At 71.4% G+C, this 12,559-nt stretch carries 7 protein-coding genes; all 7 read left to right on the top strand.

Annotation, left to right across the window (positions count from 1 at the left end; all coding sequences use genetic code 11):
• The first annotated feature begins 115 nt into the window (after window positions 1-115).
• Window positions 116-271, top strand: coding sequence for a hypothetical protein (locus tag AB0K21_RS41350; RefSeq protein WP_343980706.1), 156 nt, complete (start codon window positions 116-118; stop codon window positions 269-271).
• A gap of 210 nt (window positions 272-481) precedes the next feature.
• The gene (locus tag AB0K21_RS41345; RefSeq protein WP_343980703.1) at window positions 482-700 is read left to right on the top strand and encodes a hypothetical protein; all 219 of its coding nucleotides are present in this window, start codon (window positions 482-484) and stop codon (window positions 698-700) included.
• A 303-nt stretch (window positions 701-1,003) separates the two neighbouring features.
• Entirely contained in the window at window positions 1,004-3,769 is a 2,766-nt protein-coding gene (locus tag AB0K21_RS41340) for an AAA family ATPase (protein WP_364158055.1), read from the top strand.
• A gap of 257 nt (window positions 3,770-4,026) precedes the next feature.
• Window positions 4,027-4,689 (top strand): DUF742 domain-containing protein, encoded by a 663-nt coding sequence (locus AB0K21_RS41335; protein ID WP_343980698.1) that lies wholly within the window; start codon window positions 4,027-4,029, stop codon window positions 4,687-4,689.
• A 201-nt stretch (window positions 4,690-4,890) separates the two neighbouring features.
• Complete coding sequence (locus tag AB0K21_RS41330) at window positions 4,891-6,264, top strand: carboxyl transferase domain-containing protein (RefSeq protein WP_343980712.1); 1,374 nt, start codon at window positions 4,891-4,893, stop codon at window positions 6,262-6,264.
• A 565-nt stretch (window positions 6,265-6,829) separates the two neighbouring features.
• A complete protein-coding gene (locus AB0K21_RS41325) occupies window positions 6,830-9,595 on the top strand; it encodes a LuxR family transcriptional regulator (RefSeq protein WP_343980695.1) in 2,766 nt (921 codons plus the stop codon).
• Window positions 9,588-12,410: an AAA family ATPase gene (locus tag AB0K21_RS41320; protein ID WP_343980693.1), complete on the top strand. Its 2,823-nt coding sequence runs from the start codon at window positions 9,588-9,590 to the stop codon at window positions 12,408-12,410. The genes AB0K21_RS41325 and AB0K21_RS41320 overlap by 8 nt, the downstream gene beginning before the upstream one ends.
• Window positions 12,411-12,559: the final 149 nt, after the last annotated feature.

Here is a 12,559-nt window from a genome sequence, read left to right as displayed (position 1 = left end):
GTCTCCGATCTGATCACGCATCGGTTGCCGCTCGCGGAGGTTCTGGAGGGGATCGACATCGTCAGCAGGGGCGAGGCCATCAAGGTCACCATCGAGCCCTGAAAGGAGGCCACAGATGCCGGAGGGGACGGCGGCCGTCGCCTCGCGGGGCCTGCGGGCGCGCCTCGCCGAGATCTTCGCCGGGGCGGTGATCCGGCAGGGCGTACCCGTGCGCATCCGTGTCGGCGGCGGCGAGCCGGTCGCCGCCCACGGCATGCTCACCGTGAGGTGACCGTGACGCTGTCCGAGACGCTGCGCGGCCTTCGGCATCAGCCCAGGCCGCGCCGCGGGCCGGGTGCACCGGGGGCGGGCCCCGTACGGCTACCGGGCCCCGCCCCGGTCGCGGGCTCGGACACGGCCGCAGCGGGGCCGGCCGTACGGGCGGCGAAAACGGCCGATCCGGCGGCACGCGACGTCCCTGAGGCGTGATCGTGTCCGACCCATGCCGCGCGAGCCGGTCGAGCGGCACGTCGGCGCGGGGACGGGCGCCGCGCACGCCGTCGACATCGGGTGCGCCCACCATCGCCAGGCGCTCCTGTCCGCGGGCGACCACTTCGCGGAACGCGCGAGCGGTCTCGACGACACCGCGGACCGCGCGTCGCGGCCGTCCGCGGCCTTCCGGCGCCGGGCGTCCCTTCTTCGGGCCGCCACTTCATCCTGACGGCTGAGGATCTCGTGCCCGTAGTGCCCCCGCCGTACGGGACGCTCCCGCCGCCACTCCACGGCCCGATGCCGCACAACGCACGACCTGTGACCCCGATGAAGCGCGAAGGGCGGTGCGGAAGTCCGCTGAGCGGGGCCGACGCTCGATCGGAACGGTACGCGCGATCGATTCCCGGACCGGCTCGGGTGAGTGTCGTGCGGAGCCGGTCTCCGTGTTCGGGTTTCGGGCTGGCCGAAACGAAGCATGTTTCCGGGCCTGACCGATGCGGAACGCGGCTACTCGTGAAGCGGGATGGTGACCATGTCAGGATGGATCTTCCATGGCGAGACCAGGCTGGTGGGCCGGGAAGCGGAGTTGGGCACGCTGGTGTCCGGGCTGGACAAGGCCGGACAGGGGCCGGCACGCATGATCCTGATGCGGGGACCTGCGGGGTCCGGCAAGACCGCCCTGCTGGACGCCCTGGAGCGGTACGCCCGGTGCGCCGGGGTGACGATTCTGCGCGGCTCCTGTTCGCCCGCCGGGGCCGGTCTGCCCTGGCACGCCGCGGAAAGCCTGTTCGGCGGGGCGCCGCTCCATGACGAGCACGCCACCGCGCCGCTGTCACACCGGTTGCTCCGGCGCGTCATGGAGGCGACCGCGTCAGGACCGGTGGTCGTCATGCTCGACGACACGCAGTGGTGTGACGAAGAGTCGTTGGTATGGCTGGACTTCCTGATGAACCGCGGGTACTACCTTCCGCTGCTCGTCCTGCTCGCCCAGCGTCGTTCCGGCCCGCCGAACCGGCGAGGGGCGATTCCCGGTTTCGCCGCGCGCGGGCACCGCACCGTCGACCTCGGGCCGCTGTTCGAGGAGGACGCGGGAGAGATGGCCCGGCGGTGGTGGGACGCCGTGCCGGAGGAGCCGTTCGTCCGCGCGTGCAACAGCGTCTGCCGGGGCAATCCAGCACTTCTCGCGAGACTGTTCGCACACCTGAGTGAGGAGGGGGTGTCGCCTGATGCCCGGGGTGCGCTCCGGGCCGGTGAACTCGGCGCCGAGCTCTTCGCCGGGCGACTGCTGGCGACGCTCGACCGGCAGCCCGAGTACGTGCGCAAGGTCGTGGAGGCCCGCGCCGTGCTGGGGCAGGCCGACGCGGAACTGCTGGGCATGCTGTCCGGGGTGCCGGAGCCGCTGGTAGCCGCCGTGATCGACATTTTGCGCGACGAGGAGATCATCGAGGCCGACCTGGCGGAGCTGAGCGATGATCATGTACGCACCATGGTGTTGAGCGGCATGCCGGTCGCCACGCTCGACCGGTGGCGGGAGCTGGCCGCCCGGCTGCTCAACGACGGTGGCCGGCCGGCCGAGGAGATCAGCGCGCAGTTGGTGCTGCTGCCCAGGCTTCCCGAGCCCTGGATGCGGGATGTGCTTCGTGAGGCGGCGCGTCGTGCCGAGCGGGACGGGTCACTGGGGATGGCGGCGCGCTACCTGGGCCGTGTGGTGGTGGCCGATCCCGCCGACATCGACGCGCAGGCCGACTTCGCGCGGCTGATCGGACATGACGATCCGTCGGGAGCGTACGCGATGCTCCGTAGTGGGATCGAGGAGACCGGTGACGTACGGGGGAGGGCGCGCCTCGCGGTCCAGCTGGCCAAGGTCGCGCCGCCCCTCGGCAGGGAGCCGGAGGCGGTCTCGATACTGAACGGCATCCTGGCGGAACTCGACGGCGTGGGCGCCGGCGACCATGGGCTGCGGACGATGGTCGAGTCGGCGCTGTCGCTGATCGGATGGAACCGCCGGTCCACCAACAGGGTGATCTCCGAGCGGGTGATGGCGATGCCGATACCGGAGGCGCACACCGTGGGCGAGCGCGAGCTGCTCGCCGTGCGATCGATGATCTCCGCGATGTCCGGACTCTCGTCCCAAGCCTGTCTTGTGCCGGCCCGCCAGGCGCTGAGCGGTGCGGACGAGACTCCCTGCAGCTGGGCGTTCGGCGCCGCCGCGTACGTACTCTCGCTCGCCGACGAGGTTGAGGAAGCGGTTCGGGCCATGGACCGGATGATCGCGCGCGGCACGGAGCACGGGGACGCCTGGGGCCGGGCGACGGCCTTGTCCACGCGGTCGTGGATCCTGGCCGAGGCGGGCGACCTGGACGGGGCCCTGATGGACGCGACCAGGGCCGTCGAGCTGGCGGACGAGTGGTCGTGGTCGAAAGGCGTCACGGCGCCACGGACGGCTCTGGCGGCGGTGCTCGCCCGGCGAGGCGACATCGGCCAGGCCGCCTTCGTGCTCGGCCAGATGACCTCGCGGGACGTGGAGGAGTCCCTTCTCGACTGTCCACGGGTGCTGATGACGAGGTCGTACCTGGCGGTGTCGCGAGGCGACCACGAAGGCGCGCTGTCGTCGCTGACCGCCTGTGGCGCGCTGCTCGCCGAGGCCGGTGTCAGGAATCCGATATTCGCGCCGTGGTGGCTGGACGTGGCCTGTCTGCTCGCCGACCTGGGCCGCCGGAGCGAGGCGGAGGGGTTCGTCGAGCACGGTGAGCAACTCGCCGCGACCTGGGGGAACGCGTCCGCTCGGGGATTCGCCCTGCTGGCCAGGGGGGCGATCACCGAAGGGAGCGAGGGGGTGGAGACGCTCACCGAGGCGGTGGAGACGCTGGCGAACACCCAGGCGCGCTGGTACCTGGTTCGGGCCGAAAGCCTGCTCGGCGAGGCGCTGCTGCGGATGGACGACCGTGAGGGGGCCCGTGGGCACTTCCGCCGGGCCGTGTATCTGTCGGTGCGGTGCGGGTTTCGCGCGCCGGCCGCGAAGGCGCGCGACCGGCTTGTCGCGGCGGGCGGCTGGATGTACCAGGGGGCCGGCGGGGTCAAGGACGTGCTGACCATGGGAGAGCGGCGTGTCGCGGAACTCGCGGCGACCGGTGCCACCAACCGGGAGATCGCCCGCACCCTGCGCATCGCGGTGCGCACTGTCGAGATCCATCTGACCAGCATCTTCCGCAAGCTGGGCGTGAGCGGCCGAACGGACCTGGGGTGGGCGCTGGACGCGCTCGGCAAGGCGGGCCGGAACACGCCGGCGGCCGGGTGACATCGCAGGCCGGGCCGGCTCGATCGACGCACGACCAGGAACCGACCGGCAGTGCCGTCGCGCGAAGCGTTCCTGCTCGCCACCGGATTCGCTGAACACTGCGCAAATGCCTAGGAATCGGCGGAGACAATCAGCAGACCTTCGCGGTGGCAACGACCGCGCGACGAAATCGCGGGGGTAGGGGATGGCGGTGAGCTCGGAGACATGCTCACCGCCGGCCATCGCGCGATCTTTCGAGAGCAGGTGAGATCCCCGCGATGTCCCGCAGGAGGCGACAACGGCGAGAGGCCGACGGACCGAAGTACCACCCTCTCGCCTTCGGCGGCTGGGGTGACTACAAGACCTGGGCCGAGAACCAGTTCCTGCCCAAGCCCATCGAGGACGGGGCGGACGACGACGCGCTGGAGGCCGACGCCACCGCCGTCGACGTCACGCGGGAAGGAGCGCTCGGCGATCCACCGGAGCCGCGGGCCGACGACGGCGATCACCACGGGACCTCCCCGGATGCGGGCCCCGTGCCGGTGGCGGACCAGGGCCCGCCGAGGCCGTACCTCGCGGAGCAACCGCAGGAGTCGCTGCCGGTCAAAGCGCGGCCGTACGTTCTCACCGGGGGGCGTACCCGCGGTGATGACCTGCTGCGCATCGACTCGCTGATCTCGGTGACGCCCGAGGGCGCCCTGCGAGCCGACAACCCCGCGCTGCCTCAGGAATATCGCTGGATCTTCGGCATGTGCCGGGAGCCCATGGCCGTGATCGAGATCGCCGGTCGCCTCAGGTTGCCGATCGGGGTGGTCCTCGTTCTGATCAGCGACTCGATCGGCTGGAACCTGCTCAGGGCGCACCCTCCGGCGGAGGTCGACGGCCGGCCGTCGGTTGAGTTGATCATGCGTGTGCACGAAGGGCTGCGCCGGCTGCCCTGACGCGGGGCTCGCGGCGCACGCGCGGAGGGGGCGCGGGCGCCGGTCGTTCCGGGGCGGGCGGGCCAAGACTAGGGTTTTCTCGATACCGCTCCTGGTTCACTTGCGGCTCGGACAACGGGCGATTCGCAGGGGTGAGTGATGACATTTCCTACATTGGCCGTGGTGGACCGAGACGAGCCGAGCCTTGACCGGCGTGACCCGATGGTTCGGATGTCACAACTGCTGGATGCCGGCTCACTTGAGATCGTCTACCGGCGCGAAGGCGTGGGGGTGGCGGTCGCCTACGGGCGGATCAACGGTACGAGAGTGGTGGTCTACTGCACCGACGCCACGCTGAAGGGTGGCGCGATCGGGGTCGACGAGTGCCCGCCGATCGTCAATGCCATTGATCTCGCGGTGCGTGAACGCTGCCCGGTGATCGGCGTGTGGCATTCCGGTGGCGCGAAGCTCAACGAAGGCGTGTCGGCGATGCACGGGATCGGGGAGATGTTCGCCGCGATGGTCCGTGCCTCGGGTGAGATCCCGCAACTGTCCGTTGTGCTCGGCCCCGCGGCGGGCGGCGCGGCCTACGGTCCGGCGCTGACCGACATCGTGATCATGTCTGATGCCGCCCGCGTCTTCGTCACCGGCCCGGACGTCGTCCGGTCGGTCACCGGCGAGCAGATCGACATGGAGAGCCTGGGCGGCCCGGACGCGCACGGCCGGAAGTCAGGAGTGGCCCACATCGGCACGGAATCCGAGGAGGCCGCCTTCGCCCGCGCCCGCCAGATCGTCACGCTGCTGGCGAAGCCGGGATTCGTCGACCTGGATTCGGTGCGGGAGGAAAAGCCACTGCGCGCCCTGCTCCCCGACTCGCCCAGGCGCGCGTACGACGTGCGCCCGCTGGTCAAGGCGATTCTGGACGAGGAGGACGGAGCATCCGGTTTCATTGAGTTACAGCCCAAATGGGCGCCGAACATGGTGATCGGGTTCGGCAGGCTCGCCGGGCGGACGGTAGGAGTGATCGCGAACAATCCGCTGCGCAAGGGCGGTTGCCTCGACTCGCTGTCTTCGGATAAAGCGTCCAGATTCGTCCGGATGTGCGACTCGTTCGGCGTGCCCTTGCTCGTGCTGGTCGACGTCCCCGGCTATCTGCCCGGCGTCGGGCAGGAGTGGGAGGGCGTGGTCCGCCGAGGCGCGAAGCTGCTGCACGCGTTCGCCGAGGCCAGTGTTCCGCGGGTCACGTTGGTCACGCGCAAGTCCTACGGTGGCGCCTACATCGCGATGAACTCCCGGTCTCTCGGCGCCACCGCCGTACTCGCGTGGCCGGAGGCCGAGGTGGCGATCATGGGGGCGAAGGCGGCGGTGGAGATCCTGCACCGCAAGAAGCTCGCGGCCGTGGCGCAGCACGAGCGCGAGGCGCTGCTGTCCCGCCTGGCCGCGGAGCACGAAAGGATCGCGGGGGGCGTGGCCAGGGCGGTGGGCATCGGCGTCGTCGACGAGGTGATCGATCCGGCGTGGACCCGGCTGCGGCTCGGCGAGGCGCTGGCCGCCGCTCCGGTACGTCGAGGCCGTCACACCAACATCCCTTTGTGAGCGGGCCGTCGGCGCCCTCGCGTGCCTCCGCGATCCCTGATCTCCGGGCGAGGTCGCGGTATCGGGCAGTGGCCGGACAGAGGGCGTACCGGCTTGTGAGCGGCCGTTCAACGGATCATCGGCTTCATGTCGCAGCCGCTGTCACGGCGCCGGAAACGGCCAGGGGAGGGATCGCAGACAAATAAAGGTAATCACAGGCAAACCAACGCCAAACGCTTGCAAACAAACATGGAGATGACTAGGGTCTGCTCAATAGGCGATTGGGGTGCTTGAGCTCAGGCGCATGCATCGTCGATTTGAGGTGCGAATGCCCAGCGGAACTGGACACAGAGTCGGAACCGGGGTCACGGCCGGACCGGTTGGACCGAGGAGCACGATCCTTCTGCCCGCCCGTGGTGCCGATGCGATCGTGGCCGAGCTCCCCAATCCCGGTGGCGGCGTTGACCACCGGCGGCCTTCGGCCCGTTCCCGTGTCATGGCGGACTCCGGCGGGGGTTCCGAAGCGGCCTCGTCGACCGCGGGCGAGCCGGTGCCGAGCACATGGCGGCCGGCCCCCGGATGGCCGGTGAGCGTCACGGACCCGGGCGCCCGCTGGAGGGACGCCGCACCGGAGTTCCTGGCCGAGCGGGAGGGGCAGATACGCCGGCTGGGCAGGCAGGTGGCCGAGCTTCAGTTCGGACGGCCGGGCATGACGACCGTGCTCGGAGAGCCGGGTACGGGAAGGAGCGCCCTGCTCAGGGCGGCCGTCGCGCGCGCCAGGGAGGCCGGATTGCTGGCTGTCCTCGCCCGTTGCTCGCCCGCCGAGGCCGATCTCCGCTACGGCGTCGTCTCGCAGATCACCTCCGGGCTGGCCGGCGCCGGATATCCGGCCTTCGCACGGCGGCTGTGGGTGGAAGACCAGCCGGCCGCGGCCTTGATCCCGGCGCTGTGCGGGGAGTTCGTGGCGCTCGCCCGGGAGCATCCGCTGCTGATCGCCCTGGACGATGCCCAGTGGGCGGACGAGGAATCGAAGGCGTGGCTGGCCGCCATGCCGCACCGGCTGCGAGGCGTTCCGATGCTCCTGGTTCAGGCCAGGGCCCTCGGCGAAGGCGAAGGCGGTGTCGTCGGATCGGCCACCGGGCCCGGACCGGTGCCGCACAGCGTGATCCAGGTGCCGCCGCTGAGGGAGCGCGGGGTCCGGCAGGTGATCGCCTCCCGGTACGCCGGGCCTGTCGACGGAGCATTCGTGACCGCCGCCACCGAGGCCACGGGGGGTAGCCCGGCGGCCCTGCTCGCGGTACTCGACCATTTCGCGCACGCCTCCCTGCCGCCCGCCGCGCGCTACGTCCCGGTCCTGCTGGAGCGGGCCGCCGAGGTGAGCGGCGACCGGGTGGCCGGGTCCCTGTCCCGCCTGCCCGCGGACGCCCTCGCGCTGCTCCGCGCGATGGCGGTCTGCGAGAACGGCCTCGGTTTCGACCTGCTCACGTCCCTGGCGTCGCCGAGGACGATGTTTCCCGAGCAGGTGTTGTCCGTCCTGGTGCGACTGGGGCTGGTGACCGGTGGGGAGGACCCGCGGCCGGTCAGCCCCCTCATCGCCGACATGGCGCTGGCCGGGATGGACGTCGGGGAGCGGCAGGCGCTGGCGACGCGCTCCGTCGAGCTCGGGTACCGGGCGGCGATTCCGGAGGACCGGCTGGCCCGGTTGCTGCTCAACGCCCGGCCGGTCGGCGCCGAGTGGGTGGTGAACCTGCTGCGCCGAGTGGCCAGGCGGCGTCGTCTCGATGGCGATCACGAGGGTGCCGCCGCCCTGCTCGGCCGCGCGCTGCGGGAGCCTGCGGCGGGCGAGCAGCGGCAGCGGCTGCTCATCGAGCTCGCGATGACGGAGGTGGAGCGCAGCCCGGCGACGAGCGACCGGCGATTCCAGCAGGTGCTGCTGGACAGCGGCCCCGAGGTGCCGGTCGCGGCACTCGTACGGGCGGCCGACCTGCTCAACTCCAGGGGCGACGCGTCCGCCACCTATCGCGCCGTCGCGACGGCCTACGCGCGGCGAGAGGAGAGGGGAGCGGATCTCGGGTCGCTGGCGGCCATCGGCTGGCTGGCGGAGAACGACTGCACGACCGACCCGGTGCTGCCCGTGCCGTCCTTCCCGGACCCGCCTGACCGGTCGGAGGATCCTGTCCAGGCGGGCATCGCGGCCTGGATGCTGGCCGCCCGCGGCGAGCGCATGTCCCGGGCGCGGGAGCTGGCCAGGACGGCCTTCCAGGCCAAGGGCGAGGAGCAGCCGTTCGGCCCGAGGATCTACGCCGCCAGGGCGCTGTTCTTCGCCGACGAGGTGGCCGAGGCGGTGGTCGGGCTGGACGAGGTCCTGGCCGACGCTCGACGCTGCGGCGCACGGGCGCCGGCCGCGCTGGCGCTGATCCAGCGCAGCCGATGCGAGATGCGGCGGGGCAACCTCGGGCAGGCGGTGTGTGACTTCGAGGCGGCACGGGCGGAGCTGCCGCTCACCTCGTGGCACCCGCGAGCGGTTCCCTACTTCGTCGCGATGGAGGCGTGCCTGCACCTCGCCGACCGGTCCGTGGAGGAAGCGGAGCGGGTGCTGGCCCAGAGGTTGCCCTCGGGGGCGGACCAGGGCGCGGCCTGGGCGATGCTGTTGTACGCGCGTGCCAAGGTGCGCATGGAACTGGCCGATCCGGAGACCGCGCTGCGCGACGTCAACGAGTGCGGGCGTCTCCTGCTGGCCAGGGGGTGGACGAATCCCGCGATGCTGTCCTGGCGATCGGTGGCCGCCGTGGCGCACAACGCGTGCGGGAACACCGAGGCCGCCAGGCGACTGGCGATGGAGGCGGTGGAGCGAGCGCGGGAGTGGGGCGCCCCCAGCACGCTGGGGCTGGCGCATCTGTACGCGTCGCGGGTGCTGGGCGGTGCCGAGGCCATGGGCGAACTCGAACGCGCCGTTCGGGTCCTGCGGGACTCGGTGTCGCGCGGCTGCTACGCGAGGGCGTCGGCCGAGCTGACCGCGGTGTCGGGGGAGCGTCCCGGGGCGCCGAGGCCGCCTGGGGAGAGCACGAGGAGGGTTCCCGCACCTTCCGGTGGAGTCACCGAGAGAGCCGTCGAGGAAAGAGCGTCGACGCCGAACGAAACGAGGCATCTGCTGACCGCCCAGGAGGAACGAATCGCCGGGCTGGCCGCCGCGGGCCGCTCGAACGCCTACATCGCGAGCGTCCTGTCGGTGAGCGTCCGAACCGTGGAGCTGCGGCTGACCGGGGTCTACCGCAAGCTCGCCGTCACCAGCCGCAACGAGCTCGCCTCGCTCCTGGCCCCGATCCCGGCGCCGCGGAACGTGGGTGACTGATTCCATGCTGCTGGAACGCGGAAAGGAGCTGGCCCGGGCGGAGCAGGCGGTCCGCGCGGCCGAGGCGGGCGCCGGATCCATGATGGCGGTCATCGGTTCGCCCGGTGTCGGCAAGTCGGCCCTGCTGCGCTCCCTCGCCGACGCGGCCACCCCGCACGCGCGGGTCCTGCGCGCCAGCGGCACGCTGCTCGAACAGGACTTCACGTTCGGCATCGCCCAGCAGTTGTTGGAGCCGCTCGTGGCCGAAGTGCCGGAGGCCCACTGGGCGGCCTGTTTCCGGGGCGCGGCGAGCGTGGTGCGGGGGATGTTCCTCGGCGGGGCGTGGTCCATCGGCCCGTACCGGTCGTTCGGGCAGGAGGCGATCCTGCAGGGGCTGAACTCGCTGATCGTCAATCTGAGCAAGGACAGAACCCTGCTGATCATGGTCGACGACCTCCAGTGGGTGGACGCGCCGTCCCTGCGCTGGCTGGCGTACCTGGCCAAGCGTCTGGACGGCGCGCGAGTTCTGGTCGCCGGAGCCTTCTCGGAGGAATGCGAGGCCTCCGATTACACGCTGCTCAGGGAGATCGCCGCCTCGGCGGCTCGCACGCTGTATCCGATGCCGCTGTCGACGGAGGGCGTGCGCCAGTTGATCGGCGAGCAGTTCGGGGAGGCGTGTGATCCTGACTTCGCCCAGGCCTGTCATGAGGTGTCCGGTGGGAATCCCGCCTCACTGGCCGCGATGCTTCGCGGACTGCACACGGCCGGCTTCCAGCCCGTCTCGCCGCGGGCCGGTGAGGTTCGCGCCGCGAGCCAGCCGTTCCTGCGCGACCGGCGCATGTTCTGCCTCGGCATCCAGCCCGCGATCGTCCGGGATCTCGCGCGGGCGATGGTCGTGCTCGGAGACCTGGCGGAGCCAGAGCTCATCAGCGAACTCGCCGGCCTGGACAGCATCGACTACAAGTCCGCGGTGCAGACCCTGGACCGCCTCGGCCTGCTCGCCGGCGGAGAGTTCCCGCGATTCGTTCACCAGAGCGTGCGGTACGGCATCGAATCGGAGATGAGCGTCAACACGCGAGCGGTGATGCACCGCCGGGCGGCGACGCTGCTGCACAATGCCGGGCACCCCGCCGAGCACGTCGCCGACCAGCTCCTGCTGGTCACCTCCGGGTACGAGCCGTGGGAGATCGACGCCCTGCGCGCGGCCGCCGGCGCCGCACTCGAACGCGGTGCCGCGAGGGAGGCGGTTCGTTACCTCCGGCACGCGCTGCTGCACTGCCCACCCGACAGCGAGGCTCGGGGCCGGCGCCTGGTCGACCTGGCCGCCGCCGAGCGGGGGTTCGACCTCGCGTCCTCGGTCACTCACATCGCGCAGGCCGTGCCGATGCTCACCTCGGAGACGGAACGCGCGGCGGCGGCACTGTGGATCCCGCCCGCGCTCGGCGCGGTCAGCCCGTCGTTGGGCACGCTCGTCCAGGACGTGGCGTACCGGTTCCACGATCTTGGATCGGCGTACGCCCGGGGAGATCTCGGCCTGCGGCTGGAAGCCCGTACCCGCTATCTCCGCGTCCAGGACGCCGCGCATCTCGGCGCGGCGGTCGACCGGCTGCGGGGGTTCGGTACGGATGTGCCGCTCTCCAGCGGCGCCGGGCGCGAGCTGCTGGCCGTGCTCGCGTACGCGGCGGCCGTCACCGGCGGCGTCACGGCCGGTGAGATCTCCTCCCTGGCCACCCGGGTCCTGGAGCGAGAGCCGCAGCGCGCCGGGCACGCCTACACCGCGCTCCCGCTGCTGGTCCCGGCCCTTGTCCTCGCCGACGCGGCGGCACCGATGGCCCAGTGGCTGGACGCGGTGCGGGACCAGGCTCAGCGCCAGGAACTCGACGGGGTCACCGCGCTGGTCAACGCGGAGCGGAGCGCGATCCTCCGTGCGTCCGGGCATCTGGCCCAGGCCAGGAGCACCGCGCTGAGCGTGGTCGACAACGCCGACCCGGCCTGGCCGGAGGCGACGACGCTGTCCATCTGGACGCTCGCCATGGTCGCGCTCGAGACGCGGGACGTCGAGCTGGGCGAACGAGTGATCCGTACGAGTCCGGAGAGCGGCGACCTTCGCGTGGTCGTCGCGCATCGCATGGTGCGGGGGATGCTGGACGCGGTGCGTGGCGATCTGGCTGCCGCGCTGGACAGGTTCCTCGACAGCGGCAAGCAGTTGTCGCGCCGCGGATGGACGAACACGGCGCTGTACCCCTGGCGCGTGTGGGCCGCGGCGATGAACCACCGGCTCGGGCGCGCGCAGGTGGCGGCCGAGCTTGCCGACGAGGAGCACGCCTTCGCGCTGGCATGGGGCGCACCCGCGGCATACGGCCGCGCGTTGCGGCTGCGTGGCACGATCACCCCAGGTGAGGAGGGCATCGGCCTTCTCCGGCAGGCCGCCGACGCGCTTCGCTGTTCGGAGGATCGGATCGAGCTGTCCCGGACGCTCACGATTCTCGGCAGAAGGCTTGCCGAAAAGGGCTCCGACGACGCGGAGTACTTCATCTCCGAGGGCAGGCGGGCCGCCCGGGAACGCGGTGTCTCATGGGGCGAGGGCGATGAGGACTCGGAACTGAACGGCCCGGCGCTGCGGCTGGTCGCGCCGGAACGCGTTGAACTGACCAAGGCCGAGGAGACGGTCGTCGCCTTCGTGCTGCAGGGCTGGACGAACCAGCAGATCGCCGATTCCCTTGGCGTGACCCGCCGCGCCGTCGAAAAAAGTCTGACGAGCACCTATCGCAAGCTCGGGGTGAACGGCCGGGCGGCGCTCGTCGAAGAGTTGAGCGCGCGGAACGCGGGCGAATAAGCCACACAAAGGCCGTGCGAATATATTTCAGCTGACGGCTCGGTCATAAAGGAACCGCCCCGCGGCGGCGCGTGTCGCCGTTCGCCGGCCCGGCGCGACCCGGATCGCGGCACATCATTTCCGGATACCCGCCGTGCTGCCATCTGTCC

Source organism: Streptosporangium sp. NPDC049248 (assembly GCF_040678965.1).
GTDB lineage: Bacteria > Actinomycetota > Actinomycetes > Streptosporangiales > Streptosporangiaceae > Streptosporangium > Streptosporangium fukuiense.
The sequence above is the reverse complement of the archived record's forward strand: the minus strand, read 5'-3'. Positions and strand labels throughout refer to the sequence as shown.